Source organism: Burkholderia lata, from assembly GCF_902499335.1.
Taxonomy (GTDB): Bacteria; Pseudomonadota; Gammaproteobacteria; order Burkholderiales; family Burkholderiaceae; genus Burkholderia; species Burkholderia lata_B.
Window position 1 is genome coordinate 286,104 of record NZ_CABVQK010000006.1, and the last position, 26,946, is coordinate 313,049.

Below are 26,946 nucleotides of genomic sequence, written 5' to 3' on the forward strand. Positions count from 1 at the left end.
CGCACTGCGCCGGTGCGGGAGCGCGTTTGCATGGTGCGCGGCACGCCCGCCGCGAGGGCAGCCATCCGAATCCGGTGCGGTGAGCGTCAACGCGCGCATGCCGGGAAGCCGCGTGGCGTGGCGATTCCGCACACGCTGGCACGCAACTCGCTTAGTCGTTGCCCGAGAGGTGCGAAGCAATTTGCATCATCTTCAGGATCGCTAGGGTTCCGGTCGTGCGGCGTTCGCGCCGCGCGATGGCTGGTCCGAGAGCAATCCGGTCTTGTCTTCTCCTCGATTCGAGGAAACGGCGAGGCTCCACGGAGGGATAAAAGCCCGGGAGGTCGCGATGTCGTTCGGTCGCCCTCTCACGCCTTTTGTCCAACCGACCACGGAGCCGCCATGTCGCCGAGCCCCCAAGCCGTCCTTGCCCCGCCGCCACACGTCGTGTGGGAAGCGCTCATTCCCGCCGGAACCCACTGGTCCGGCATCCTGCGCCGCGGTCTCGCGCTGCGCATCGTCGATATCGACGGCGGCGCGAACCTGTCCGCCGTGTTTCATCGCCAGGAAGACCTGCTCGAACGCTACAACATGGCCGACACGCTGAAGGCGCAGCACACCGCGCACCTCACGCGCGGCCATGCGCTGTACACGGACATGGGGCGCGTGATCGCATCGATCACGGCCGATACGCTCGGCTGGCACGACCCGCTCGGCGGCGTCGGCGATGCGCGGCTGTTCGCGCACAAGTACGGCACGACGTCGTACCAGGCCGATCGCAACGCGATGATCCGCAACGGCCGCGACAGCCTCGTGCTCGAACTTGCGAAATACGGGCTGTCGGCACGCGACCTCGTCGCGAACGTCAATTTCTTCAGCAAGCTCGACACACGCGACGACGGCGCGCTCGATTTCGTCGCCGGACATTCGCCGGCCGGCAGCGCCGTCGACCTGCGCTTCGAGATGAACACGCTGGCGGCGTTCTCGACGGCGCCGCATCCGCTCGATCCGCGCCCGGACTATGCGCCGAAGGCCGTGAAGCTGATCGCGTACCGCGCGTATCCGGCGGATGGCGCGGCACCGGAAGACGACCCGTGCCGCCGCGCCTGCGCCGAGAACACGCGCGGCTTCACCAACACCGATCGCCTGTTTGCGTAAGGAGCCGAGCCATGCCGATCATCGAAAGCCGTCTCGACCCACGCGACGCGATCCACGACACCACGCTGAACGCGGGCGAACCGTGGCTGCACGAGCTGAAGCGCGGACAAGTCTTCCGCATCCTCGACCTGGAGGGCAACCAGGCCGTCGACACGCTGTTCTACCGCTCCGACGAGCCCGAAGAGCGTTACAGCGCGCAGGACACCATCCGCGCACAGCGCAACCTGTACCTGAGCGCGGGCAGCGTGCTGCTGTCGAGCCGGGGCAACCCGATGGTGACGATCGTCGCCGATACCTGCGGCCGTCACGACACGCTCGGCGGCGCCTGCGCGGCCGAGAGCAACACCGTGCGCTATGCGCTCGACAAGCGGCACATGCACAACTGCCGCGACAGCTTCCTCAACGCGATCGCGCACTGCACGTGCGGCGCGGGCGCGCGGCTCACCAAGCGCGACCTCGTCGGCAACGTCAACTTCTTCATGAACGTGCCCGTCACGCCGCTCGGCGGGCTGACCTTCGAGGACGGCATTTCCGCACCGGGCAAGTACGTCGAGATGCGCGCGGAGATGGACGTCACGGTGCTGATCTCGAACTGTCCGCAGCTCAACAATCCGTGCAACGGGTACAACCCGACGCCGGTGCGCCTCACGGTCTGGGAGGCTGAATGAGATTCACGAAAGTCCTCGTCGCGAACCGCGGCGAAATCGCGTGCCGCGTGATCCGCACGCTGAAGCGGCTCGGGATCGCGTCGGTCGCGATCTACTCCGACGCCGACCGCGATGCGCGCCACGTGGCGCTCGCCGACGAAGCCGTGCGGGTCGGCCCCGCACCGGCGGCGGAGAGCTACCTGAATGTCGCGGCGATCCTCGCCGCCGCGCGCGAGACCGGCGCACAGGCCGTGCATCCGGGCTACGGCTTCCTGTCCGAGCACGCCGGCTTCGCCGACGCATGCGAAGCCGCGGGCCTGCGCTTCATCGGGCCGCGTGGCGACCAGATGCGCGCGTTCGGCCTCAAGCACACCGCGCGCGAGCTCGCCGCTGCGCAGGGCGTCGCGCTGCTCCCGGGCACGGGCCTGCTCGACGATGCACGGACGGCGCTCGCCGAAGCCGACGCGATCGGCTATCCGGTGATGCTGAAAAGCACCGCGGGCGGCGGCGGGATCGGCATGTCCCTGTGCCGCGACGCCGCGCAGCTCGAAGCGGCGTTCGATTCCGTCGTGCGGCTCGGCGCCACGAACTTCGCGCATGCGGGCGTGTATCTCGAGAAGTTCGTCGAGCACGCGCGGCACATCGAAGTGCAGATCTTCGGCGACGGCCGTGGCGATGCGATCGCGCTCGGCGAACGCGATTGCTCGGTGCAGCGCCGCAACCAGAAAGTGATCGAGGAAACGCCCGCGCCGGGCCTGACCGATGAAGAGCGCGCCGCGTTGCACGCGAGTGCGGTGCGGCTTGCCCGCGCGGTCGGCTATGCGTCGGCCGGCACGGTCGAATTCGTGTTCGACGCGAACACGCGCCGGTTCTATTTCCTCGAGGTGAACACGCGGTTGCAGGTCGAGCATTGCGTGACCGAAGCGGTGACGGGCATCGATCTCGTGGAATGGATGATCCTCCAGGCGGAGGGCGACCTGCCGCCGCTCGCCACGCTCGCCGTCGCGCCGCGCGGCGCGAGCATCCAGGTGCGGCTCTATGCGGAGGATCCGCACAAGCAGTTCCTGCCGAGCGCGGGGCTGCTGACGCATGTCGCGTTTCCGGACGACGTGCGCGTCGACGGATGGATCGAGGCGGGCACCGAGATCAGCGCGCACTACGATCCGTTGCTTGCGAAGCTGATCGTGCATGGCGCTACGCGCCGCGACGCGCTGGCCGCGCTGCGGGGCGCACTGTCGCGCACGGAGCTGTACGGTATCGAAACCAACCTCGACTATCTGCGCGCGATTGCCGGTTCGGACACGTTCGCGCGTGGCGCATCGACGACCGCCTTCCTGTCGCGCTTCGCGTTCGCGCCGCACACGATCGACGTGCTCGACGGCGGCGTGCAGACCACCGTGCAGCAGGCGCCCGGGCGAGTCGGCTACTGGAACGTCGGCGTGCCGCCGTCCGGTCCGATGGACGATCGCGCGTTCGCGCTCGCGAATGCGCTGCTCGACAATGCACGCGACGCGGCCGGGCTGGAATTCACGATGGTCGGCGCGATGTTGCGCTTCAACGCCGAGACGCTCTTCGTGCTCGGCGGCGCGCCGCTCGCGGCATCGCTCGATGGCGAACCCGCACCGTTCTGGCGGGTGCTGCGTGCGCGGCCCGGCGCGGTGCTGAAGCTGGGCGGCGTGACGGGCGCCGGCGTGCGCGCCTGCCTGGCCGTGAAAGGCGGCCTGCAGCTGCCCGACTATCTCGGCAGCAAGGCGACCTTCACGCTCGGCCAGTTCGGCGGCCACGCAGGGCGTGCGCTGCGCAAGGGCGACGTGCTGCACCTGGACGCGGAAGCCGGGCGCGGTGACGCGGGCGCAACGCTGGCCGCGGCGGACATCCCCGCGCTGACGCACGCGTGGACGCTCGGCGTGCTCGACGGCCCGCATGGTGCGCCGGATTTCTTTACGCCGGACGACATCGCGATGCTGTACGGCACGCAGTGGACGGTCCATTACAACTCGAGCCGGACCGGCATCCGGCTGATCGGCCCGAAGCCGCAATGGGCACGCGCGGACGGCGGCGAAGCCGGCCTGCATCCGTCGAACATCCACGACAACGCGTATGCGATCGGCGCAGTCGATTTCACCGGCGACATGCCGGTGATCCTGGGCCCGGACGGCCCGAGCCTCGGCGGCTTCGTCTGCCCGGTGACGGTCGTGCACGACGAGTTGTGGAAGCTCGGGCAACTGCGGCCGGGCGATACCGTGCAGTTCCTGCGCGCCCGCGTGTCAACCGAGCCCGCTGCCGACGCGGTTGGGCGTCGGGCACCCACCGGCGCGCCGGGCGATTGCGTGCTGCATCGCGACCCGTCGGCCGGCGGCGGCATCGGCGTGGTCTACCGGCGCTCGGGCGACCGGAACGTGCTGGTCGAATACGGGCCGCTCGTGCTCGACCTGAACCTGCGCTTTCGCGTGCATGCGCTGATGTGCTGGCTCGACGCGCACCGTCTGCCCGGCATGCTCGACCTGACGCCGGGGATCCGTTCGCTGCAGGTGCAGTTCGACGCGCGGACCCTGCCGCTCGACACGCTGCTCGCGCATCTGCAGGTGGCCGAGCGCGAGTTGCCCGAAGTCGCCGACATGCGCGTGCCGAACCGCATCGTGCATCTGCCGTTGTCGTGGGACGATCCGTCGACGCGCATCGCGATCGAGCGCTACATGCAGTCGGTGCGGCCCGATGCGCCGTGGTGCCCGAGCAATATCGAGTTCATCCGGCGGATGAACGGACTGGCCAGCATCGACGACGTGAAGCGCGTCGTGTTCGACGCCCGCTATCTCGTGATGGGCCTCGGCGACGTGTACCTCGGTGCGCCGGTCGCGACGCCGATCGATCCGCGCCACCGGCTCGTCACCACGAAGTACAACCCCGCGCGTACCTGGACGCCGGAAAACGCGGTCGGGATCGGCGGCGCGTATCTGTGCGTGTACGGGATGGAAGGGCCCGGCGGCTATCAGTTCGTCGGCCGCACCGTCCAGATGTGGAACCGCCACCGCACCACGCGCGAGTTCGAAGCCGGCAAGCCGTGGCTGCTGCGCTTCTTTGACGAGATTCGCTTCTACGAAGTCAGCGAGGCCGAGCTGGCGGAACTGCGCGCGGATTTCGTCGCGGGGCGCGCCGGGCTGAAGATCGAGGAATCGGTGTTCGATCTTGGCGAATACAACCGCTTCCTGCGCGACGAGGCGGATTCGATCGCCGCGTTCAAGACCTCGCAGCAGACGGCGTTCGAAGCGGAGCGCGAACGGTGGCGGGTGGCCGGGCACGCCGAATACGTTGGCGACGCGGCGCAGGGCGATGCGGACGCCGCGCGGGAAGCCGGCGCGCTCGCCGATACGCAACGTGCGATTGCCGCGGACGTTTCGGGCAGCGTGTGGAAGGTGCTGGTCGAAGCCGGAGAGCGCGTGACCGAAGGGCAGGTCGTCGCGATCGTCGAGTCGATGAAGATGGAGGTCGCGGTGACGGCGACGGAAGACGGCACGATCGAGACGGTCGATTGCGCGCCGGGCGCGGCGGTGGTGGCCGGCCAGCGGCTGATGGTGATGAAGGCGGGCGCCGCCGAGGAGGTTGCATGAGCACGACGGAACGTTCGATCTTGCCAGGCGTCCGCTCGATCGCGGCGCTGCGTGCGCGTTATGCGGCGGGCGACCTGACGCCGCAAGCGCTCGTCGGCGCGATCGCCGCGCATTTCGCCGCGGGCGATCCGCATCACGCGTGGATCCGGCCGCTGACGCACGCCGAGATGACGGTGTATGCCGACGCGCTGGCCGGGCGCGACATCGCGTCATTGCCGCTGTACGGCGTGCCGTTCGCGATCAAGGACAACATCGACCTCGCCGGCATACCGACGACGGCAGCCTGCCCGGCCTACGCATACACGCCGGCGCGCAGCGCGCCCGTCGTCGAGCGGCTGATCGCGGCCGGCGCGATTCCGATCGGCAAGACCAACCTCGACCAGTTCGCGACCGGGTTGTCGGGCCAGCGCTCGCCTTATGGCGCGTGCCGCAATGCGCTCGATCCGCGTTATGCGTCGGGCGGCTCGAGCTCCGGGTCGGCGGTGGCCGTGGCGCTTGGCGTCGCGTCGTTCTCGCTGGGCACCGACACGGCCGGCTCCGGGCGCGTGCCGGCGGCGTTCCACGGGCTCGTCGGGCTCAAGCCGACCAAGGGCGTGCTGAGCACGCTCGGCGTCGTGCCGGCCTGCCGGTCGCTCGATTGCGTGTCGGTGTTCGCGCATTCGGCGGCCGACGCGCGGGCGGTGTTCGCCGCCGCGCACGGCGTGACCGACGGCGATCCGTACGGACGCGCGTGGCAGCCGCTGCTGGGCGCGGACGGGCTCCGCGCGCAACCGGCGCGACCGTTCGGGCAGTTGCGCTTCGGTACGCCGCGCGCCGATCAGCTTCAATTCTTCGGCGACGAATCGTATCGTGCCGCATGGCGCGCCGCGCTCGAGCACCTGCGAGCGACCGGGGCGCGGATCGTCGAGATCGATTTCAGCGCGTTCCTGGCTGCCGCGAGGCTGCTTTACGAAGGCCCGTGGGTCGCCGAACGGCTCGCCGCGATTGGCGCCTTCGCCGCGCGGGAGCCCGATGCGCTGCATCCGGTGATCCGCGAAATCGTCGGCGGCGCGTCACGCTTCAGCGCGGCCGATGCGTTCGCCGCGTTCGACATGCTCGCGACGTTGCGCGTCGAGGCCGGTCGCGCATGGGACGGACTGGACGCGATCGTCATGCCGACTTCGGCCACGACGGCGACCGTCGACGCACTCGAAGCCGACCCGATCGGCATCAATTCGCGATTTGGTTACTACACGAACTTCGTCAACCTGCTCGACCTGTCGGCGATCGCGGTGCCCGCCGGCCGCTGCGAAACCGGGCCGCATGCAGGGTTGCCGTTCGGCATCACGTTCGTCGGGCGCGCGCACGATGACGCGCGGCTGCTCGATCTTGCACAGGCGTGGACTGAAATGGGTGAACGCGGCGGAGGCGCGGGCGAGGGGGGCGATTTGCAGGCGGGTGTCGCCGGCGACGCGTGTGCAACGACGGCACCTGCGCCCGGCGTGTCCGACGGCGTCGTGCGCGTGGCGGTCGTCGGCGCGCATCTGCGCGGTGAACCGTTGAACGGGCAGCTCACGCAGCGAGGCGGACGTTTTGTTGCCGCGACGACGACGGCGCCCGCCTATCGTCTCTACGTGCTGTCCGCGGCGGCATCCGGCGGCGTTGCCAAGCCGGGCCTCGTGCGCGTGCCGGACGGCGGCGCGTCGATCGCGGTCGAGATCTGGGAGATGCCGGTCGACGCTTACGGCAGCTTCGTCGCCGGCATTGCCGATCCGCTCGGCATCGGCACGCTGACGCTCGCGGACGGCTCTCGGGTGCAGGGTTTCCTGTGTGAAAGCGCGGCGCTCGACGGCGCGCGGGACATCACGCACTTCGGCGGCTGGCGCGCTTACCGCGCGAGCGCCGCGAGCCACGCATTGCAATGAACGTCCGGTCGCGCGGCGCCCCGGCATTCGCGCGACCGGCACCTGAAACGATACGGAGATTTTCATGCCAATGACCCGCAACACGACCGGATGGCTTGCCGTGCGCCGCGAGCTGACGACACGCGGCAAATGGACGCTCGGCGTGGCGTCCTTCCTGCTGCCGTTCGCCGCCTGGTGCCTGATCAGCTATGTGCCGTTCATCTGGCATCCGCAAATGCGCATCACGAATCCGGGAAGCGTCGACTACTTCCAGCCGGGCATGCAGATCGACCGCGACGTGTTCGACGACGAACTCGCGCATGCGCGTGCGACGCACGCGGCCGTGCCCGAAGGCGTGCGTGCGAACCCGGTCTACCTGCCCGCGCCGCATCAGGTGCTGCGCGCGTTCTACACGGCGTTCACGACACCGCCGGCATCCCGCGACGGCGTCTGGCTGCACGAGAGCCTGTGGCACAGCATCCGGATCATTTTCTGGGGCTTCGTGATCTCGTCCGCGATCGGCGTGCCGCTCGGCATCGTCTGCGGCACCTTCAGTGCGCTCGCGCGGCTGCAGGAGCCGTTCCTGGAGTTCTTCCGCTACCTGCCGGCGCCCGCGTTCGGCGCGCTGATGGTCGCGGTCCTCGGCATCTACGATGCGCCGAAGGTCGCGATCATCGTGATCGGGACGCTCTTCCAGCAGGTACTGATCATCGCGAACACGACGCGCAAGCTCGAATACGGACTGTTCGAGGCCGCGATGACACTCGGCACGAAGAAGCTGAAGCTGCTCACGCACGTCGTGATCCCCGGCGTGCTGCCCGACCTGTATCGCGACCAGCGCATCCTGCTCGGCTGGGCCTGGACCTACCTGATCGTCGCCGAACTCGTCGGCACGAGCTCCGGCATCACGTGGTACATCAGCCAGCAGGCGCGCTACCAGCATTTCGACAACGTGTATGCGGCGATCCTGATGATCGGGATCATCGGCCTCGGCACCGACATCGTGCTCGGGCTGCTCGGCCGCAGGCTGTTTCCGTGGGATCGCACGCTGAAAGCGTGACACCCGTTGACGCCCACCCATCGACCGATTTCCGCAGAGGCCATCATGCAGAACCCGCAAGCCGTTCCCGATTACCTGATGCAGTCCGACGCGGTGCGCGAGCGCTTCGCGCGCTTGAAAACCCGCGACGTGATACTCGACGTGCGTCACGTCGGCAAGCGTTTCACGACACCACAGGGCGAGTGCGTCGCACTCGACGACATCAGTTTCCGTACGTACCGGCGTGAATTCGTGTGCGTGATCGGCCCGTCCGGCTGCGGCAAGTCGACGCTGATCCGCATCCTGGCGGGGCTCGACGCGCAGACGAGCGGCGACGTGCTGCTCGACGGCAAGCCCGTGCAGGGGCCGGGCGCCGATCGCGGGATGGTGTTCCAGGGCTATACGCTGTTTCCGTGGCTCACCGTGAAGAAGAACGTGATGTTCGGCCTCCGGATGAACGGCAGCAGCAGCGGCGCAGCCGAGCGCGAAGCGCTGCAGTGGCTCGATCTCGTCGGGCTGACGCGTTTCGCGGATGTGTATCCGCACCAGCTGTCGGGCGGGATGAAGCAGCGCGTGGCGATCGCCCGCGCGCTCGCGAACCGCCCGCGCATCCTGCTGATGGACGAGCCGTTCGGCGCGCTCGACGCGCAGACGCGGGCGCGGATGCAGACACATCTGCTCGACATCTGGCGCAACATCGACGTGACGATCCTGTTCATCACGCACGATCTCGACGAGGCGATCTTTCTGGCGGACCGGATTCTCGTGCTGAAGGCGAATCCGGGCGGGGTGCAGGAACTGATCGAGGTGCCCGTGCCACGGCCGCGGGACTATTCGCAGGTCAATACGCCCGAGTTCATCGCGACGAAGGCGCGGCTCGAGGCGCTGATCCATCCGAAGGAGGCGGTAGCGATGGACGACGGCGTGAGGCCGCACATGATCCGCATGACGGATGTGTCGGACAACGTCGAGTAAGCGGTGAAGCAAGCGGCCGGACGGTCGCCACGCGTCTAGTCGCGCGCGAACGCCAGCGCCGTCGCGACATCGCCGCGGCGATACGCGGCCCGGACGGCCGCTGCCGTGGCCGCGACGATTTCCGGCGGCGGGGACTTCCGCAGGCGCACGGCGACGCGCGGCAGCGATGCGAGCTGATGCCGGAGGTCGACGATCAGCCGGCAGCAGCGAAAACCGGCGGACGAGGCTTCCGGGCGGACGGCGGCGTCGGCAAGCCCGGCCGTCCACTCGACACCGCGGTGGCGCCTGACTTCGTCGAGATGCGACAGATGGCGCGCGTCGCCCGATAACGCGATCAACAGCGCGGCCCACTGCGCGCCGCGCCATCCAACGGGCATGTCGCGCGTGAGGTCGGCCAGCAGCGCGTCGTCCAGCACGGACAGGCTTTGCTGGCACAGGTAGTGGAAGTCGAGCGGCTGGTAGCGGACCTGCGGGTAGTCGCGCAGCACGTGCCCGAGTTCCGCGCCGGTCTCGACGGCGGCGGCGAGAAACCGTTCGGCCGGTGCCGGGCGGTTCAGCAGCAGCGTCGGTACGCTCCGGTAGAGCCGGTGGAGATCGTCGGGGTGATAGTGCATCGCGAATGTCGGGGTGATCGACCGGCGCGCAGCATACCGTTCAGGTTGGCTGCTGGTCGCCGGACAGCAGGGCCGTATAACGCCGCTGCATTTCATCGGGGTCGATCGCTTCGATCGTGTGCCCGATCATCCAATCGTAACCGAACGGGTCGCGAATCCGGCCGGAACGCTCGCCGTAGAACTCGTCCCGAATCGCGCGCGTCAGTTGCGCGCCGGCCGCGACCGCGGCGGCGATTGTCGCATCGGCGTCGTCGACATGCAGGTGAAGCGCCATCGGCGCCTTGCCGTCCGGGTCGAGGGCAAGGAGATCGTATTCGGGGAACTCGTCCGAGATCATCAGCGTACACGGCCCGAGCTGCAATTCCGCGTGGCCGATGCGCCCCGACGGTTCGACGAGACGGAATTTCTCCTGCGCGCCGAACGCTTTCGTATAGAACGCGATGGCTTCGTCCGCGTGCCTGGCGCGCAAATAGGGAAAGACTTCGTGAATCGCCATGATGCCCTCCGGTGGGCGGTGGGGGTGTCGCTCGATCCTGTCGGGCCTCGCAGGCCTGGTCTTGAATATAACTTGCCGCCGCGCCTGACTCGGAAATGGCGGGTACGACGCCCGGACCGAGTCGATGAAGGATCGCAGGGCTCCGCCGGGGTGGTGGTTGAGGATCATGCGTTTTACGGTGTCGTGAGCGGCGAACAGGCTGATTCTATAGACGAATTGCGTGGCGGGGGCGAGGGTGGTGACGGGGAGGCGGGGGCCTGGCGGGTGGGCAGCCGTCCGCAATCAACCGGTCATTGTTGCGATTCCCCCGTGGGCCGAAAGCGATCCCGATATGCGCCGGGGCTGAGGCCGACCTTGTCCTTGAACAGCCGGCAGAATGAGCTCGTATCGCTGTATCCCACCTGGGCCGTAATTCGCTCGAGGCTGAGATCGCCGGCCTCCAGCAAACCGCGCGCGGCTTCGATGCGCAGGCTCTGCAAATACCGCAAGGGCGGCTGGTTCAGCGCTGCCTGGAATCGGCGGATGATCGTGCGTTCGCTCACGCCGAGGTCATGCGCCATCTCCGACATCTTCACGTCCTTCGTCATGTGCTTCTGCAGCCAATGCTGCGCGCGGTGAACCAGCGAATCGGCGTGCGCCTTGTCGGTCAGCAACGGAAGATACGGCAATTGCTTCGTCTGGCTGACGTCGATCAGCATGGCTTTGGCGCACTGCGCGGCGATGACCGCCCCGGAGAAGCGTTCGATGACATGGATGGTCTGCAGCAGGTAGGACGCTGACGCGCCGGCGCAGATCAGGCGGTCAGCCTCGGTGACGACGGGTTCCAGCTGAAGGTCGACACGGGGAAACCGGCTGCGAAACTGGTCAGCCAGCCACCATGTGGTCGTCGCGGGCCGTTCGTCCAGAAGGCCGGTTTTGGCCAGCACGAACGTGCCGGTGCAGTTGGCCGCAAGGTAGGCCCCCGCGTTCCATTGCGAAACCAGCCAGCCGCATGCGGCAGACTGTCGTGCCAGCAACTGGTCGAAGGCCTTGCCGCTCGCGTAGTGCGCACTGGGAATGAACACCAGGTCGAACGTCTCGTGCGGCCGGATCGGCTCCGTGTTCAGTTGCAGCCCGTTGCTCGCCATGACGGGCTCCCCCGTCGGAGAAACGAACCGCCATTCGAACTGCGTATTTCCATCGCCTCCTTGTCGCCGCAAGTGCGCGTTCGCGATCTGAAGGATGTCGGCGAACCCGCCCAAGCTGGAGGCGTAGCAATCGTCATACGCAAGGATGGCGGCGCGGGGCATCGTGTGTCGGATATCGCATTCGATGTGTCAGTTTAGCCAATGTACGGCAATTCGAACTGCGAGGAAACTGTCGGTGTCTACTTGGCGCCGGCGCGTAGTCCCAACGCGTTTCCCGCATGCGAAGGCGCTTTCGTCTCAACCTGAACCGAAAACATCATGAAAACCAGGATCACAGAACTCTTCGGCATCGAATATCCGATCATCCAGGGCGGCATGCACCACGTCGGGTATGCGGAGCTGGCGGCAGCCGTCTCCAACGCCGGTGGCCTCGGCATCATCACCGGCCTGACCCAGCGAACGCCGGCCGATCTCGCTGCCGAAATCCGGCGTTGCCGCGAGATGACCGACAAGCCGTTCGGCGTGAATCTCACGTTCCTGCCGACGGTCACTTCGCCCGACTATCCCGGCTATATCCGGGCCATTGTCGAAGGCGGGGTCAAGATCGTCGAAACGGCCGGCAACAACCCGCAGCCCTATCTGGCCGCGCTCAAGGAGGCGCATGTCAAGGTGATCCACAAGTGCACGTCGGTTCGTCACGCGCTGAAGGCCGAGTCGATCGGCTGCGATGCGGTCAGCGTCGATGGATTCGAATGCGGTGGTCATCCCGGCGAGGACGACATTCCGAACTTCATTCTCCTGCCGCGCGCGGCCGACGAGCTCAAGATTCCGTTCGTGGCTTCCGGCGGCATGGCCGATGGCCGGTCGCTGGTTGCGGCACTTTCGCTGGGCGCGGAGGGCATCAACATGGGGACGCGATTTATCGCCACCCGCGAGGCGCCGGTGCACGAGAACGTGAAGCAGGCACTGGTCGCGGCCACCGAACTGGACACGCGCCTGGTCATGCGCCCGTTGCGCAATACCGAGCGCGTCCTGCGCAATGCCGCGGTCGATCGCATCCTCGAAAAGGAAAGCCAGCTCGGCGCGAGCATCCGGTTCGACGATATCGTCGAAGAGGTCGCCGGCGTGTATCCGCGCATCATGAAGGAAGGTGCGCTCGACGCGGGCGCATGGTCGTGCGGCCTGGTCGTCGGGTTGATCCGCGATATCCCGACCGTGAAGGAACTCGTCGATCGCATCGTGAGCGAGGCGACGGAGATCATTCGCAGTCGGTTGGCACGTGTCGTTGTTTGATCCGATTGGCGACACGAGATGCCGCTGACCTTCGCGCACGAAGCGTTACCCGTGTGATACCGGCCATCGGTTCGTGAGGGCGGCGGTCGGCGAGTCTGAACCGGGTAACCGTGGCGAGGGACGAAAGCGTCAGGTTGGGGAGGGGGCGGCGCTTCGATTTCGAAACCGTGTTTCGGATCCTCGACTTCGACAGCGAACTCGTGCTCGTGCGCGCAGCCTGCGCGCGCCTGCTGGCCGGAGGCGGCATTGAGCGTGCCAGAAACCGCGATACGCGAGGCCTGACAGCGGCGTCGACAGGTGGCCGGGGCGCCAGTCCTGCCCGGCGGTTCCGGAATACCGGCGTTGCGTGTGGATACCGGCGCTATCGTCCGGCGGTGTAAGGCCAGCGTCAGACGTTCGACATTGGTGCTCGGATCGTCGACAATCTCGTCGACGATCGCCGATAAGTAGCCTCATGATCGTGAATCGGCCGGAGATCTTTCCGGCATGAAGCGACGCAGCAGCAGGCGGAGTGGCCACCGTAACTGTTGGACTCGCTCCCGGCCAGTCGACTCCTTCCGGGCACGCTCACTCACATGCTAGATCCCGCAGTAGCTATCGCCACGTCCGCACTCATGAGCACGGTACTGCTGGTGCTGCTCGGGTCCCTGCTTCGATCGGGGATACCCGGCGTGCTCGAATGGTTTGCCGCCAATGCCGGGGTGGCAGCGGGATTGCCGCTGATCCTGTTGAGGGGCAGGATTCCGGATTCCCTGTCCGTCATTGTTGCGAACATGCTGATGGCATTGGCAGCCGTCACGTACTACGCCGGTTGCGCCCGTTTTCTGGGGCGCCCGGTTCGCTGGGTCGTGCTGACCGGTTCGCTGCTGCCGCTTGGAATCGCGCTTGTCTACTGGCGTTACGCGATCGACAGCATTCCGCTGCGCGTACTCGCCACGACGCTGTTCACTGCCGCGTTCTGCATCGCGATCGCACTTCTGGTTCTCCGGTATCGCCCGTCCGGCCGGCCGGCGTATCCCTATCGGGTTACCGCCGTGATGGCATTCCTCTTTGCCGCATGCCAGTTTGCACGAGGGATCTATTTCATGACGCTCGACGTTGTGTCGAGCCCGCTGATGTTCGCCTCCACGGGCAGCGTGATGTTGCTGGTCGCCGGTGCGGCTATCATGCCCACGCTGTCGATGTCCGCGATGATGATGGTGCACGACGTCCTTCTCGCCGATGCGCGCGAGGCGGCGAACCGGGATTTCCTCACCGGGGCGCTTTCGCGCAAGGGCTTTGAAGCGGTTGCGCGCGCGCAACTGGCCGAAGCGGGCAGGCGGGGTTTGCCTGCCTCCCTTCTGATCGCCGACCTCGATCACTTCAAGTCCATCAACGATACGCTCGGTCATGCCGGCGGCGACGCGGTGCTGCGCGAGTTCGTCCGCGTCACGCAATTGCAGCTGAGGCGCGGCGATGTGCTCGGGCGCATGGGCGGTGAGGAGTTTGCCGTGCTGCTACCGGCGACGGAGCTGGACGACGCACGGCGCTTCGCGGAACGGCTGCGCAATGCAGTCTTCGCGCAGCCCGTGACAACGGCGACCGGGCCGTGCTCGTACAGCATCAGCGGCGGCCTGGCCGGCTGGCGACCGGGCGAAACCCTGGACCACCTGAGTACGAAAGCGGACGCCGCGTTATACGAAGCAAAGCGTTCGGGGCGCAACAGGGTGTGTGTTCACGGGGAGGTACGAAGCGCAAGCGCGTTGTCGTCGCAAGACAGCGTCGAACCGGCTTCGGTTTCGTAAGCGCGCGGGCGCCGCGCGGGTAGCCGGGAACGATGAGACCGCGCGCAAGTTCACGCTGCTGATCTGCGATCTGGAGGGGATACGTGAGTAACGCGTGCCCGCGATCGAAGCGGGCGAGCGACGTGCCGTCCGCCCCGGCCGCGCCGACGTCGAACAGCGCCGCGCGTCCGGCCTCGCCCGGCCCCATTGGGCCAGGCGAGGCTGGAGAAGGGCGAACCACTGCCCGCCATCTTCGCGCGCAACACCACAAAAGCCCGCAAAACCCTGCCGACCTCCGTCGACGGCGACGGCATTGCTGTCCAACGAGCGCCTCGTGCCTGTTTTTTGTTTGAATGCTCGTCGAAATGCCGCCGCCCGCCCGGCCGTATTGTTGTTTTCGGCGTCGATCACAGTGGTCGCATGACCGGTCGATGCGCCGTTATCGTGCAGGGTGATGCCTGGGGTGGCGCCGCTGGTCAAGGGTTTCGGGCATTCGCTGTCGGTGAACAGCGCCCGGGTCTCCTCGATTGGCGTGAATCTTAAATGAGCGTATGTGGCGAAAGCTGACAAGTTCTGACATCCGGGCGCGGGCGGTATCGGGCGGCCGGAGGGTGTCGCGCGTTCGGTTATAGTGTCGGCCGATCGCAGACACCAGCACGAATCGCGTGATGTTACGGCTCATCTTCCTCATCTTGATTACCTGGGCCTCGGGGGCCTTCGCGTCAACGCCGATTACGTTGCCGGACGGAGGGCAGGTCGGCATCCGGAACGGCTGGGATCTGTTGCGCGATCCGGGCAACACGCTCGCGGTCGAGCACATGTCGCAGCCCGAGATCGCGCGCGCGTTCATCGGCCAGACGTCGGAGCCCGCGCTCGGCTATGTCAACGGCGCAGCGTGGCTGCGCCTGACCGTGACCCGCCCGGCGAGCGCACCGCCGATGTGGCTGCTGGAATTGCGGTCGTCGCTGCTGAACGACGTCACGCTGTACGTGCCGCAGCCGGGCGGCGGGTACCAGCGCCACGTCGCAGGTGATCGCAAGCCGGTGGAGCAGCGCGACATCGCGTACCGCAACCCCGTCTTTCGCCTGGACCTTCCGGCGGGCCAACCGGTCACGCTCTATCTCCGAATCCGCAGCACCAGCACCATGAGTTTCTCGATGGCGCTGTGGTCGCCGGACGCGTTCATCTCCGCAACGAGCAAGGAATCCTTGCTGTTCGGCCTGCTGGACGCCGCGCATCTCGTGCTGCTCGTCTCGAGCCTGTGGCTTTTCCGGGTGACGCGCGATGCGTCGTTCGGGCTCTACGGGCTGAGCGTCATCGTGAACCTGCTCACCGCGCTCGGCGCCGAAGGCTACATCTATCAATACCTGCTGCCGGACTTTCCGGTCGCGAGCAATGCGGTCTACCTGCTCAGCTGGCTGCTCGGCACGCCCGCCGGCACGCTGTTCACCGCGCACTACCTCGGCCTGTTCAACGGGCGCTGGCGGCGTCCGACGATCGCTTTTTCCGCACTGACGATCGTCGTCGCGCTGGCTGCCGCGCCCCTGATGCTGGTGGTCAATGTCTGGTGGGTGCGCCCGCTCTACCTGTTCTGGCAGATCGCGGTCATCCTCGTCACGATGGGCGTTGCGCTCTGGCTGACTGCTCGCGGACACCGGCATGCGCGCGTGGTCGTGCTCGTGCTGCTGCTGTTGCTTGGCGGCAGTGCGCTACGTGTCGCACGCAACGTCGGCTGGATCCCGCCGGGCCTGCTCGCCGACAACGCCGGATATCTGGGGATGCTCGCGTTCATGCTGATCATGAATTCGGCGATCAGCTCGCGTTACAACGCGATGCGCAATGCGATGGAAGCGGCACAGGCCGACGCGTTGCGCGTCGCGCGCCAGGCCGAGCGCGATCTGGAAGCAAAGGTCGCGTTGCGCACCCAGGCGCTTCGGGAGGCGATGGAACAAGTGGAAGCGTCGCTGGCGATGGAAAAGCGTGCACAGGACGAGCAGCGCCAGCTTCTGGCAACCGTGTCGCACGAGCTGCGGACGCCGCTGGCAGTCATCGACGCCACCGCTCAAAACCTCGACCTCGACGACTCCCGCGCCGATCCGCTGACCTCGTCGCGCTATCAGAAGATCCTGCGCGCGACGCAGCGTTTGACGGTGCTGATCAATGACTCGCTGCACGAGGACGGGTTCGAGCTGCTGCGACGCGGAACCCGCATCGGCGACACCCGGCTGGCGGCGCTGCTCGACGATGCGGCGACCGCAGCCAGTGCGCTGTCCGATGGCCACCGCCTCGAGATCGACGCGAAAGACCTGCCGGACACCTTCGCGTGTGACGCGAGCCTGACGCGCCTCGTGCTGCGCACGCTTGCCGACAACGCCGTCAAATACACGCCCGCCGGCACCCGGATCGTGCTGCGCGGCCGGCGTGTGCCGGGCGGCGTGGCGCTGGAAGTAGAGGACGACGGCACCGGCATTCCGCCGGCGGACCTGCCGTACGTGTTCGACCGCTTCTATCGCGGCCGCAACGTGGGGCGCAAGCCGGGTACGGGCCTCGGTCTCCCGCTGGCGCGCCGGATGGTCGAGATGCAGGGCGGTACGTTGAACCTGGTCAGTGAGGCAGGGCACGGCTGCCGGGCTACGGTCTTTCTGCCCGCGAACGCGGACAGGGCGGCCGTTGCCGGTCAGGCGAGCATCAGCGGCGCGGCGAACGTGTAACCGGTGCGATGGACGGTCTTCAACGGTAGTTCCGAACCCGCCTCGCTTCGCCAGCGCTGCCGCAGACGGCTGACCATCGTCTCCAGCCTGCGCTCGTCGTAGTCGACCCAGTTGAAACCGAAATCCTCCGCGATCTGCCGCCGGCTGACTGCCTTGGATGGATGCCGTGCGAGGAGGGCGAGCAGGGCGATCTCGCTTGCCGACAGATCGAGCCGGCCACCGGCCGGCGCGGTCAGCACGCGTGCCTGACAGTCGAGCCGCCAGTCGTTTGCCACCCGGCGGCCGAGTGCCTGGAGAATGGCGTCGAGTTCGAGCAGTTTCACCGGCTTGACGAGATAGTGATCGGCGCCGCCAATCAGGCCGTCGATCTTGTCCTGCGTGTCCCCGCGGGCAGTCAGCATGACGATGCCGCAGTCACGATGGCGAGCCCTGAGCCACGCGGCCGCATCGAAGCCGCTGCCGTCCGGCAGCATCACGTCGATGATCGCGAATGCGAGATCCGACGCCCGTTCCTGGAATTCCGCGACCGTGCCGGCCTGATCGACCGCCCAGCCGCGTCGTTCCAGGAACGCGGCGATTTCCTCGCGCAACTCGACCTCGTCGTCGAGCAACAGCACCTTTGCCATACGGCTACCTTGGACCCGCGTTGTGTAGATGCGGAGTCTGCTCGTGTTTCAGCCACGATCGACGACAGTGCCGCGCTGGATAGCGCGATGCTGCCGTCATCGGACCCGCATTCGCCTGCGCTTTGCAAGCGCCGGGATTTTAGCCGACCGCGGCCGCTGCGATCGTGTTAGGCGGGAAATATTGATGGTCGGGATCTTGTGACGTTGATGGATGCGATCGAGCGAGTGGTCCGCGCGAGCGACACCGGAAAAAGCGGAAAGGAGGGCGGTGAGGGACCGCGCGTTTTATGGGGCCGACTGCTAACACCCTTGGCGCAGCTAGCGCGGGCAAAGGGGATGGAAATCCAAGCCCCCGTATTGCGCCGCACAATATATTCCGGTATCATTCACGCCCCCCACAAGCTGCGCACACGGATTTCGCGCGAGGCGTCCCGCCCTCGACTATCTGTGCGTACACGATTCCGTTCGCATCCCGGCAGGCAACCCATTCTGGCGTCATGCTCGCGACGATCGTCGGCTCATCCGTCGAGGAGCATGTATTGGCAATTTCTGATCGGAACGATTCCACATCCCCTGAAATCACGGCCACGGCAAAAGCCGGCCGCCGTGTGTCGAAGGGAAAGCCCCAGGCCCTGACACCGGCGGACACCGCGTCACTGGCACGCCAGAATGAGGAGCGCCAGCACCAGATGCGCGCGTTGATCGCGCTCGGTCGCGAGCGCGGCTATCTCACCCACGCGGACATCAACGATCACCTGCCCGACAACTTTGCCCAAACGGCGGCGATGGACACCATCGTCAGCACGTTCAGCGACATGGGCGTGGCCGTGTACGAACAAGCGCCGGACGCCGAAGCGCTCCTGTTGACCGACGCTGCGCCGGCCGTGGCATCCGACGATCAGGCGGACGAGGAGGCGGAAGCTGCGTTATCGACCGTCGACTCCGAATTCGGCCGCACCACGGATCCGGTTCGGATGTACATGCGTGAGATGGGGGCTAGCGAACTGCTGACCCGCGCCGGTGAAATCGAGGTCGCGAAGCGGATCGAAGATGGTCTGCAGGACATGATTCAAGCGATTGCCGCGTGTCCGTCGATCGTGTCCACGATTCTTGCCGATGTCGACCGCATCGTTGCAGGAGAACTGCGCATCGACGAACTGGTCGATGGCATCAGTGTCGACGCCGACGAGAGCGAAATGACGCCGGACTCCCAGGAAGAGGATGCGGAAGCACTCGCCGCCGACGATGATTCGGACGAAGACGACGTCGAAACGGACGCGGGGGATTCGGAGAAGGTGAACGCGGCACGCCTCGAAGAACTCACGAACGACAGTCTTGTGATTTTCGCGCGCGTGCGTGCACTGTTCGAGCAGTTGCCGGATGTGCCTGTTACTGGCGATGCCCGTTCCGCAGCCGCCGCGCAAGTGCGCACGGCGATCCAGCATGAACTCGCGCCGATCCGCTTTACGGCCAAGACCATCGACCGCCTGTGCGCCATTGTGCATGGGCAAGTGACCGAGGTTCGCGCGATCGAGCGCAGCATCCTGGCGATTGCTGTCGACCGTTGCGGCATGCCACGCGACGCGTTTGTCGAGTCGTTCCCGGGCCACGAGACCGACCTCGAATGGACGAGCCGCACGGCAGCGACCTCGCAGCAGTTTGGCGCGGCGCTCGAGCGACATCAGCCGGCGATTCAGGCGGCGCAGCAGAAACTCGTCGACATCGAGTCCCGGGTCTCGTTGCCGCTCCAGCAGCTCAAGCAGATCAACCGCCAGATGAGCGCCGCGGAACTGAAAATGCGGCAGGCCAAGCGCGAGATGATCGAGGCGAACCTTCGTCTTGTCATTTCAATCGCCAAGAAATACGTGAACCGCGGCATGCAGTTCCTGGATTTGATCCAGGAGGGCAATATCGGCCTGATGAAGGCGGTGGACAAGTTCGAATACCGGCGCGGCTGGAAGTTCTCGACCTACGCGACTTGGTGGGTCCGGCAGGCTGTCACGCGTGCGCTCGCCGATCAGGCGCGGACCATTCGCGTGCCGGTCCACATGATCGAGACGATCAACAAGCTGAACCGGATATCGCGCGAAATCTTGCAACAGACTGGGCAGGAAGCGCATCCCGCAGTGCTCGCAAAGCGCATGGAGATGTCCGAGGAGAAAGTGCTCAGTATCCTCAAGATCGCCAAGCAACCTGTCTCGCTCGAAACCCCGGTGGGTGACGACGCCGATGCAACGCTCGGCGACATGATCGAGGATGTTTCCGCGAGTTCGCCGGCTGAGGCCGCGATTCACGCGAACATGCGTGCGGCGATCGACGAGGCACTCAACGGGTTGTCGCCGCGCGAGGCCAAGGTTCTGCGGATGCGATTCGGGCTCGACACAAACTCCGATCACACGCTTGAAGAGGTCGGCAGGCAGTTCGACGTGACCCGCGAGCGGATCCGTCAGATTGAGAGCAAGGCGATGCGCAAGCTGATGCATCCCAGCCGTGCAGACAAGCTCAGGCCCTTTCTAGAGCGCTGAGGCAAGCCGGGCGTGGTATCCCTTCGACGCCCGGCTCCAGACTTGCGGCGATCACGCGTCGGCCTGATCGCTGTCCTGACCGGGCGTGTTCGCCGCGGGGAAAACTTACAGCGGCTTGATGCTGGCGGCCTGCTTCCCCTTGGGGCCTTGCTTGATCTCGAAGCTGACCTTCTGGCCCTCCTGAAGCGATTTGAAGCCACTTCCCTGAACCTCGGAGAAGTGCGCAAACAGGTCTTCGCCGCCGTCATCCGGCGTGATGAATCCGAACCCCTTCGTATCGTTAAACCATTTGACGGTACCCGTTGCCATACTCTGAACGCTCCAAGGAAATCGGTTGTAAATGATGCGACTGGCCAGTGCCAGACAGCGGCTACCTTGTATCACGACGGGGCTGTCACTGACAATCCAGATTTTTGGTAAGCCACGCTGGCATAGCCGATGCAAGCCCCTCAAAATCTTCGTTGAACCAGACGCGCTGCCTCGTAAGCGATTTCGGCGTTAGCACCTGGCGAACGGGAAAATAGAGTCGACAGGCTGGATCAGCTCTTTCTTGACGTCTTCGCGACAAATGGCGTCGGTACGTGTTGAACGTGTTTGCTTCCGCAATGAGGGCAGGGCGGATGAGCCGATGCATGTTCGGCGAGATGCTCGACGCTCTCGAACGTTTTGCCGCACTTCTCGCAACGGTATTGGTAGGTCGGCATGGCATTCCTCCGGTTTCGATGCTACCCGAGGATATGAGTATGGTTCGTGGCGGCGCGAACTTGATATTGCAGTGAACCCGCATAATGCGATGGCGAGGGACTTGAGCTGCAACTACGCTCGATCGCACGAACCTCGGTCACCTGTTCACGCCCCCCGGGCACACGATCTGCGTGCTGCCAATGCAGCGCTGTTACGCATGGCTTCCAATCGCAGGGGCAACCGGTAACACACTGCGTCAAGACTCCAATCTGCATGAAGGCAGAGCCGCCCGGACGTCATAACTCTCAAGACACAGCCATATGCCGGCAGGAAGTTTTGGCGCAACGCCGAAACGTTCAGGCTTCCGAACTTCGAGGCTCTGATTCGTGCGTGACGGCGAACCGGAAGCGCGTCGGTTATCGCGCTGCGCCTGAAGCGCCTGCGCAACCTGCAGCACGTGGCTTAGGCGTTTGTGTTCGATGATCGCGCCTTGATCAATCTCCGCCAGCTTGTCCAGATTCTCGTCGTCTCGCAACGGTCGATGCGCATCACGGCGGCTTCGCGAACCGAGCGTTATACATGGCGATGAAGGAGGGCGCATACGCGTTGGTATTGGCTACCGTATTGATCCCGCGCAATCGCATTTTCTTGACCAATCGATCCTGCAGCGTCAGGTGTGCTCGTTCGACTCGCCCCTTGGTCGAGCTGCTGTTCGCACAGAACGTGTCGATGTTCAGCTCGTACATCGCCCGACCAAACGGCGTCACGCGATTGCCATTCTTGCCCGGCTTCACGTTGTGAAACACGCTGGCCTTGTCGCTGTAGAACGCTCCCGGCTTGCCATGGCGTTCGATGTACGCCCGCGTTGCCTCGAAGTTGCTGAAGGTCGATTCGGTCTGCGTGAAGTGCAGCATCATCAGGCGGCTCGTCGCGTCGTCCACATACACCAGCAGCGTGCAGGCCGGCGCCCGTTCCTCGAACCACCGATGATCGCTGCCGTCGATCTGGATCAGTTCACCGAGGCAAGAGCGCCGCGCTCGCGGCTGGTAGACCTTCGGCGGTCGTTGTCGGCGCGGAATCCACAAGCCAGCGTCCGTCATCAGCTTCCTGACCGTTTCCTTGGCTAGCCGAATGCCGTGACACTCCCGGAGCTTCTCGCAGGCCAGCGTCGGCCCGAAATCGGCGTAGCGATCGCGGATGATCGACAGAGCCCGGTCGGCGGCCCCTGGGTCCAGGCGACGGTTGCCGGGACCGCCACGCTTACGCGAAGCTAGTCCAGCTGCGCCGGATTCCCTATAGCGGGTCACTAGGCGTTCGATCTGCCGCACTGTCAGCCCCAGCCGTTCGGCTGCACGGCCGGGCTTCAAGCCCATATTAAAGAATCCAGGTTCCCGCGAAGCCGGTGACTGGTTATACAAGACCTTCGATGAACCCCTTGGCCTCTCCGCGGGACAAGGCCTCAAATATTTCGAAGAATTCTACGAACAGAGAATCCAGACCATCCATCCGGGGAGCCGCTTCGGGGACGCTCCCTTCGCACCGGTGATGACCGATGACTGGGTTCACTTGCGCATGATGCTTCCGCAGGTTTTCGGATATATGTTGCTTCAGGAGCACGCGCCGCACTTCATGCGAAGGGTTGACGAAGCAAAGCGTCTAGGATGATCACCGAGTCGTCCTTCGGGTGTCTATCCTACGCCAACGTGACAATGCCGGTGCGTCGTTAAAAGACCGCGTACCTTGAGCGAGGGATTGGGCACGCGGACCGGCATGCTGGACTCCAGCTAAAAATGCTTTGCTAGCATTAACGGTTCGGCGTCACCCCGGTGGGCTTGGTGGCGGCGGTGGCGCTGCGCAACTCGCCCATGGTGGACAGCAGTGAGCCTTGTATATCGTCGCCATCCAATGACCAGCTGAACACGCCGCCCAGCTGCTGGGCTTTGACATAGCCCAGCTTGGTGCGGATCACATCCGGTGTGTCATAACTCCAGAACTGCGTGCCGTCATAGCTCCACAGCTGCTTGGTGACGGGATGCACATAACGCGCGCCTGCGCGGCCCCCCAGCACACGATAGTCCTCGTAACCCGCCTCGTAAGTGCCGGGCGCGGGGCCGGTGGCGCTTTGATACAGGCCATTGCCATTAGGGCCGGCGGCCACGCCGGTCCAGCCGCGGCCATAGAAGGGGATGCCCACATTGATGCGGTTGCGGGCCAGGCCAGCGCTGACCAGGGCATTCACCGCGTCGTCGATATCATAGAACTTGGCGTCGTTCTGGGCCGGATTGGCCGGATCCGGGTAGAGGTTGGAGTGGAAGTTGGTGGGGCCTTGCGCTTCCCAGCCGCCATGGAAGTCATAAGACATCACATTGGCCCAGTCCAGGTAAGCGCCGTAGTTGCTCGGTTCGGTATTGCGGATTTTGTCCACTCCGGCGCCCAGCGCGGCGGAAAGGTAATAGCGACGCTTGTTCTGCTGGCCCAGCGCATCCAGCTGACGGCGGAACTCCGCCAGCAGCAGGGTGAAGTTTTGCTTGTCCGCCGCGCTGTAATGATTGGTGGGCAGGCCACCGGCCACCGGGTATTCCCAGTCGATGTCAAAGCCGTCAAACACGCCCAGCGCCACACCCTGTCCCCCAGCGTTTTCTTGTTGCGGCAGGTTGCCCTTGATGTAGAGGTTGATGCAGGAGGAAACCAGCGCCTGGCGGCTGGCGTCGCTGGCGGCTACGGTGGAGAAATTCTTGGACCAGGTCCAGCCGCCCAGGGCGATCAGCACCTTGAGCTGCGGATTTTTCAGTTTCAGCTTACGCAGTTGGTTGAAGTTGCCGCGTAGTGGGGTGTCCCAGCTGTCTGCCTGGCCATCCACGGACTCCGCCGCGGAGACGGCGCGCTGGTAATCCGCCCAGGCGTCGCCGCCATCGCCATTGCCGCTTTCCGCCACCGTAACCATGCCGCACTGGCCGTTGGCGTAGACATTGCCAAAAGCGTAGTTGAGCACGGTGAGTTTTTTATCGCCTCCGCTGGCCATCAGGTTTTTCACAAAATACTGGCGCTGATAAATGCCCCATTGGGTGAAATAAGAGCCCACGTTGTAGCCCACGGTGGGCGTGGGTTCCGGCGGCACGCCGCTGCCTGAGCCGCCACCGCTGATAGGCGCGCATGAGTTGGCGGCGCGCTGCTGCCAAACGGCCCCTTGGCTGGCTGTAGGCGTTTCCCCTCGCGTCCACCATTGCGCTTGCCAGGTTTGGCCGTTGTACAAGGCGTAATCGCCCGCGTTATAGATCTGGCTGGATTGCCAGGCGCTGCAGCTGGGCAGGGCATAGGCCGCAGAGCTGGCCACGATGAGGCTGCTCGCGCCGATCAGGGGCAGGCACAGGCGGTGAATCGAACGTTGCATTACATTCTCCTTTGCTTTACGGCGGATGCCGGTGATGAAGCCTGGTTTATTTTGGTATGTATTTGGTATTAAATTGGTATCAGTATTGACCAGGATTTGGGAAATGCAAGGAGAATTTCGGGGCGCTTCAGAAAATCTATGGTCACCCCCTTTTTTGCAAGACTGATTTCGATGTCGTTGTTGGCTTGCGTAAATCTATTCGGCGTCGTTTAGTCGATTTCCCGAAAAATCTGGCGATGACAATGTGATAACTGTTAAGTCAACCTGAATACGCTGTTGAAGCGCATCGTATTCTTGAACATCGGCACGGATATGCATTTAAATGCGTAACAATGTCCACGGCGGGGCCCTGCGCGAGATCCGCGCTGGCATCGCCCTCCATACCGGAAGCAGGGCGCGGAGAGCTGCGAGTCTCGTTGAGACCTCGCAGCCCGAGCACGCGCTCGAGGGCTGGCTCGACCCCAACTCATTGCGCGGCTCACGGCCGCCGACGTCGCTACGTGTGCCGATCTGCTCACACTGATTCGCAAGCGGCGTCACGTAGAGCAAATTAAATCTGTCACTCCAGAATCCCCGCCGATCTAGGCATCCGGCCCCTGAGTTGACGACTTTATTGACATTCTTACCAAAATAATGTCGTCAATTCGCATATGTCCGGATTAAATTTGTCAACTCGCATCATAGGCTTCGAAGCCCGACCGTAAGGCCTTGATCTTATGGACGATTCCCGGCACGCGATGCGGCCGGTTGCGATGCCGCCCGCGCGGCGCACCCCGGCTGGACGCCTTCAGCCTCAAACTCGATCGCCGACTGACGCTGTTTCAACGTGGCGCGCCCGAACTGTGGCTGCTCATCGAAACGGATCCCGCTGTCCAATCATTTTGTGAGCGGCCGGGTTACGTGCCGCTCAACGGACAGCGCTACCTCGCCGATTTTTGGGTCCGCTATGCCGACCGCGAAGAGGTGGCCATCCTTTCTGATTCGCTCGCGGACATGCGGCTCCGTGCTGCTCGTCCCAAGTATGAATTGGATGGCGTTCCCGTTCGGTCGGTGACATCAATCGACCTCGCGGTCGCGCGCGCCTGGATCGATAACTGGCGGCACATGCTGCCCTGCCTGGTCGCGGCGCGCGGGTTGGTTGCGTTTTCGCTCCTACGCGCACCCGTCTCAACGCATGCCGGAGCTGGCGTACGTGACGTGGGAGCGCATCAAGCTCGACAACGCGAAGGCGAATCTCGCCACCGAGACGCTGGCCGCTTTATGCGAGTTCGTTGGCTGTCAGGTCGCGCCGGACCGAAGCACAGTCCGGATGAGCGTCCTTACATCGAGCGGTTCTTTGGCACGATCGCCACTCGGTTGTCCTCGCGCTTGCCGGGCTACACCGGCAGCCACCCTCGCGATTTGCATCGCGCATTGTCGGACCCAAACGGCAATCTGCGCTTGTTCGTATCCTTCGACGAGCTCGAAGAGTTGGTCGAATACGCAATTGCGAGCTACAACGGCACGCCGCACACCGGACTCAACAACGTCTCACCGCTCGAGGCGATGGAATTGTTCGTCCGTGGCCGACACACGCTCGTGAACTGGTTGTCGGAGCCCCGCCGTCGCACGCTTTGCCTGATGCAGTCGGCGAAGCGCTGTCGTGTCCACGCGTATCTGAATCAGGGTACCCGCTACGGTGTGCGGTATTCGAGCCCCGTTCTGGCTTGCAGCACAGGGCTCATCGGTAAGCAGCTGCTCGTCTACCTGAACGCGGACGACTTGCGCAGTGTCCGTGCGTTCCTCACCGGCTGTCTCGAGCTGGAACCCGCCGATCTCCGTCAGGTCGCGATAAAACTCCAGAATCTCTTCAGGCTGCACGACCTGATAGCGGGAAGATACGACGGACAGGGGCATCTTCGTATCGCTGCGGTAGAGTACCTTCTGTTCCGGAAACGCGTGGATCGAACCGAGACTACGGCCGCCCGCGGCGACGAAGCGTACTTCAGCTTCTTCAATGCGCCAGTCCATCCCGGCAGCTTGTGCCCAGACTTCGAGCGGTTGTTTGGGAGCGAGTTTGTTGCCGAGACCGTGCCAAGGTTCGGCACCGACGTAGGCCATGGTTTGGACGAGATGCATGAGAGAACACTCCTATTGGAAAATCACAGTGCATAAAGCCCGGCCGAGGCCGAGCGGAATGAAAGCAATAAAGGGGGAAGGCGAGGGAGGGCTAGCGCGGGTGAGCGCTGAAGGTTCGGCCGCAGGCGAGACAGCGCCAGTTGTCGAGCACTTTCTGATCGATGGCTTCGCCACATGCGGTACCGGTCGCGCATCCGGCCGCACCGGCGACGAGTCCGGCCAGGACGGCACCAGCGATGCCACCGCACGCAGCTCCGAATGGGCCCCCGATCAAACCGGCTGTTGCACCGGCCTCCGCGCCAGACAACG

18 protein-coding genes, 3 pseudogenes and 1 riboswitch are annotated in these 26,946 nt (G+C 64.9%); of the genes and pseudogenes, 12 read left to right on the plus strand and 9 right to left on the minus strand.

Going from position 1 to position 26,946, the window contains the following annotated elements; genetic code table 11:
- Positions 1-190 precede the first annotated feature (190 nt).
- Positions 191-324: riboswitch (guanidine-I (ykkC/yxkD leader) on the plus strand.
- A 57-nt stretch (positions 325-381) separates the two neighbouring features.
- The 6 genes from BCO18175_RS16980 to BCO18175_RS17005 all read left to right on the plus strand — a co-directional run bounded on the left by BCO18175_RS16980 (position 382) and on the right by BCO18175_RS17005 (position 9,289).
- Positions 382-1,137, plus strand: a complete 756-nt coding sequence (locus BCO18175_RS16980) for an urea amidolyase associated protein UAAP1 (RefSeq protein WP_174982637.1) — start codon at positions 382-384, stop codon at positions 1,135-1,137.
- 11 nt (positions 1,138-1,148) lie between these two features.
- Entirely contained in the window at positions 1,149-1,805 is a 657-nt protein-coding gene (locus BCO18175_RS16985; protein WP_174970117.1) for an urea amidolyase associated protein UAAP2, read from the plus strand.
- Positions 1,802-5,392 (plus strand): urea carboxylase, encoded by a 3,591-nt coding sequence (gene uca, locus BCO18175_RS16990; protein WP_174982639.1) that lies wholly within the window; start codon positions 1,802-1,804, stop codon positions 5,390-5,392. The genes BCO18175_RS16985 and uca overlap by 4 nt, the downstream gene beginning before the upstream one ends.
- Positions 5,389-7,296 carry an allophanate hydrolase gene (atzF, locus tag BCO18175_RS16995; RefSeq protein ID WP_174982641.1) on the plus strand — a complete coding sequence of 636 codons (1,908 nt, stop codon included), beginning with the start codon at positions 5,389-5,391 and terminating at the stop codon, positions 7,294-7,296. Before uca ends, atzF begins: the two co-directional genes overlap by 4 nt.
- Positions 7,297-7,360: 64 nt before the next feature.
- On the plus strand, positions 7,361-8,335 hold the full coding sequence (locus tag BCO18175_RS17000) for an ABC transporter permease (protein WP_174982643.1): 975 nt from the start codon (positions 7,361-7,363) through the stop codon (positions 8,333-8,335).
- Positions 8,336-8,380: 45 nt separating this feature from the next.
- Complete coding sequence (locus BCO18175_RS17005) at positions 8,381-9,289, plus strand: ABC transporter ATP-binding protein (RefSeq protein ID WP_174982645.1); 909 nt, start codon at positions 8,381-8,383, stop codon at positions 9,287-9,289.
- Between the two features lie 35 nt (positions 9,290-9,324).
- On the opposite strand, the gene BCO18175_RS17010 is transcribed toward BCO18175_RS17005, so the two are convergent.
- The 3 genes from BCO18175_RS17010 to BCO18175_RS17020 form a co-directional block, all read right to left on the minus strand.
- Positions 9,325-9,903, minus strand: a complete 579-nt coding sequence (locus BCO18175_RS17010; protein ID WP_174982647.1) for a hypothetical protein — start codon at positions 9,901-9,903, stop codon at positions 9,325-9,327.
- Positions 9,904-9,943: 40 nt separating this feature from the next.
- The gene (locus BCO18175_RS17015; protein WP_174982932.1) at positions 9,944-10,399 is read right to left on the minus strand and encodes a VOC family protein; all 456 of its coding nucleotides are present in this window, start codon (positions 10,397-10,399) and stop codon (positions 9,944-9,946) included.
- A 290-nt stretch (positions 10,400-10,689) separates the two neighbouring features.
- On the minus strand, positions 10,690-11,688 hold the full coding sequence (locus tag BCO18175_RS17020) for a GlxA family transcriptional regulator (protein WP_174982649.1): 999 nt from the start codon (positions 11,686-11,688) through the stop codon (positions 10,690-10,692).
- A 156-nt stretch (positions 11,689-11,844) separates the two neighbouring features.
- Between BCO18175_RS17020 and BCO18175_RS17025 the strand changes: the two genes are divergently transcribed.
- The 3 genes from BCO18175_RS17025 to BCO18175_RS17035 all read left to right on the plus strand — a co-directional run bounded on the left by BCO18175_RS17025 (position 11,845) and on the right by BCO18175_RS17035 (position 17,293).
- Positions 11,845-12,819 carry an NAD(P)H-dependent flavin oxidoreductase gene (locus BCO18175_RS17025; RefSeq protein ID WP_174982651.1) on the plus strand — a complete coding sequence of 325 codons (975 nt, stop codon included), beginning with the start codon at positions 11,845-11,847 and terminating at the stop codon, positions 12,817-12,819.
- 614 nt (positions 12,820-13,433) lie between these two features.
- On the plus strand, positions 13,434-14,603 hold the full coding sequence (locus BCO18175_RS17030; RefSeq protein ID WP_254608104.1) for a GGDEF domain-containing protein: 1,170 nt from the start codon (positions 13,434-13,436) through the stop codon (positions 14,601-14,603).
- Between the two features lie 716 nt (positions 14,604-15,319).
- Positions 15,320-17,293, plus strand: coding sequence for a sensor histidine kinase (locus BCO18175_RS17035; protein WP_254608105.1), 1,974 nt, complete (start codon positions 15,320-15,322; stop codon positions 17,291-17,293).
- On the opposite strand, the gene BCO18175_RS17040 is transcribed toward BCO18175_RS17035, so the two are convergent.
- On the minus strand, positions 17,260-17,919 hold the full coding sequence (locus tag BCO18175_RS17040) for a response regulator transcription factor (protein ID WP_174982656.1): 660 nt from the start codon (positions 17,917-17,919) through the stop codon (positions 17,260-17,262). The two genes, BCO18175_RS17035 and BCO18175_RS17040, sit on opposite strands and share 34 nt — an antisense overlap.
- Positions 17,920-18,416: 497 nt before the next feature.
- On the opposite strand from BCO18175_RS17040, the gene rpoD reads away from it, so the two are divergent.
- Positions 18,417-20,444 carry an RNA polymerase sigma factor RpoD gene (gene rpoD / locus BCO18175_RS17045; RefSeq protein WP_254608106.1) on the plus strand — a complete coding sequence of 676 codons (2,028 nt, stop codon included), beginning with the start codon at positions 18,417-18,419 and terminating at the stop codon, positions 20,442-20,444.
- A 105-nt stretch (positions 20,445-20,549) separates the two neighbouring features.
- Here rpoD and BCO18175_RS17050 read toward each other — a convergent pair whose 3' ends face one another.
- Both BCO18175_RS17050 and BCO18175_RS17055 read right to left on the minus strand, forming a co-directional pair.
- Positions 20,550-20,753, minus strand: coding sequence for a cold-shock protein (locus BCO18175_RS17050; protein WP_174982658.1), 204 nt, complete (start codon positions 20,751-20,753; stop codon positions 20,550-20,552).
- Positions 20,754-20,983: 230 nt separating this feature from the next.
- Positions 20,984-21,148 carry an FmdB family zinc ribbon protein gene (locus BCO18175_RS17055; protein ID WP_174982660.1) on the minus strand — a complete coding sequence of 55 codons (165 nt, stop codon included), beginning with the start codon at positions 21,146-21,148 and terminating at the stop codon, positions 20,984-20,986.
- On the opposite strand from BCO18175_RS17055, the gene BCO18175_RS17060 reads away from it, so the two are divergent.
- Positions 21,077-21,223 carry a hypothetical protein gene (locus tag BCO18175_RS17060; protein ID WP_174982283.1) on the plus strand — a complete coding sequence of 49 codons (147 nt, stop codon included), beginning with the start codon at positions 21,077-21,079 and terminating at the stop codon, positions 21,221-21,223. The genes BCO18175_RS17055 and BCO18175_RS17060 overlap by 72 nt on opposite strands.
- A 161-nt stretch (positions 21,224-21,384) precedes the next feature.
- Here BCO18175_RS17060 and BCO18175_RS17065 read toward each other — a convergent pair.
- A pseudogene (locus BCO18175_RS17065) lies at positions 21,385-22,501 on the minus strand (ISNCY family transposase).
- Positions 22,502-22,932: 431 nt separating this feature from the next.
- Positions 22,933-24,519, minus strand: a complete 1,587-nt coding sequence (locus BCO18175_RS17070; protein WP_174982661.1) for a glycosyl hydrolase family 18 protein — start codon at positions 24,517-24,519, stop codon at positions 22,933-22,935.
- Positions 24,520-25,681: 1,162 nt separating this feature from the next.
- On the opposite strand from BCO18175_RS17070, the pseudogene BCO18175_RS17080 reads away from it, so the two are divergent.
- Positions 25,682-26,322, plus strand: a pseudogene (locus BCO18175_RS17080) (integrase); the annotation flags it as partial.
- On the opposite strand, the pseudogene BCO18175_RS17085 reads toward BCO18175_RS17080, so the two are convergent.
- Positions 26,305-26,637, minus strand: a pseudogene (locus BCO18175_RS17085) (DUF932 domain-containing protein); the annotation flags it as partial. The pseudogenes BCO18175_RS17080 and BCO18175_RS17085 overlap by 18 nt on opposite strands.
- Positions 26,638-26,946 lie beyond the last annotated feature (309 nt).

Bases quoted from the DNA above. Each gene is read 5' to 3' on its own strand.
- BCO18175_RS16980 (WP_174982637.1), top strand. From the start codon at position 382: ATGTCGCCGAGCCCCCAAGCCGTCCTTGCCCCGCCGCCACACGTCGTG.
- BCO18175_RS16985 (WP_174970117.1), top strand. From the start codon at position 1,149: ATGCCGATCATCGAAAGCCGTCTCGACCCACGCGACGCGATCCACGAC.
- uca (WP_174982639.1), top strand. From the start codon at position 1,802: ATGAGATTCACGAAAGTCCTCGTCGCGAACCGCGGCGAAATCGCGTGC.
- atzF (WP_174982641.1), top strand. From the start codon at position 5,389: ATGAGCACGACGGAACGTTCGATCTTGCCAGGCGTCCGCTCGATCGCG.
- BCO18175_RS17000 (WP_174982643.1), top strand. From the start codon at position 7,361: ATGCCAATGACCCGCAACACGACCGGATGGCTTGCCGTGCGCCGCGAG.
- BCO18175_RS17005 (WP_174982645.1), top strand. From the start codon at position 8,381: ATGCAGAACCCGCAAGCCGTTCCCGATTACCTGATGCAGTCCGACGCG.
- BCO18175_RS17010 (WP_174982647.1), bottom strand. From the start codon at position 9,903: ATGCACTATCACCCCGACGATCTCCACCGGCTCTACCGGAGCGTACCG.
- BCO18175_RS17015 (WP_174982932.1), bottom strand. From the start codon at position 10,399: ATGGCGATTCACGAAGTCTTTCCCTATTTGCGCGCCAGGCACGCGGAC.
- BCO18175_RS17020 (WP_174982649.1), bottom strand. From the start codon at position 11,688: ATGCCCCGCGCCGCCATCCTTGCGTATGACGATTGCTACGCCTCCAGC.
- BCO18175_RS17025 (WP_174982651.1), top strand. From the start codon at position 11,845: ATGAAAACCAGGATCACAGAACTCTTCGGCATCGAATATCCGATCATC.
- BCO18175_RS17030 (WP_254608104.1), top strand. From the start codon at position 13,434: ATGAGCACGGTACTGCTGGTGCTGCTCGGGTCCCTGCTTCGATCGGGG.
- BCO18175_RS17040 (WP_174982656.1), bottom strand. From the start codon at position 17,919: ATGGCAAAGGTGCTGTTGCTCGACGACGAGGTCGAGTTGCGCGAGGAA.
- rpoD (WP_254608106.1), top strand. From the start codon at position 18,417: ATGCTCGCGACGATCGTCGGCTCATCCGTCGAGGAGCATGTATTGGCA.
- BCO18175_RS17050 (WP_174982658.1), bottom strand. From the start codon at position 20,753: ATGGCAACGGGTACCGTCAAATGGTTTAACGATACGAAGGGGTTCGGA.
- BCO18175_RS17060 (WP_174982283.1), top strand. From the start codon at position 21,077: ATGTTCGGCGAGATGCTCGACGCTCTCGAACGTTTTGCCGCACTTCTC.
- BCO18175_RS17055 (WP_174982660.1), bottom strand. From the start codon at position 21,148: ATGCCGACCTACCAATACCGTTGCGAGAAGTGCGGCAAAACGTTCGAG.
- BCO18175_RS17070 (WP_174982661.1), bottom strand. From the start codon at position 24,519: ATGCAACGTTCGATTCACCGCCTGTGCCTGCCCCTGATCGGCGCGAGC.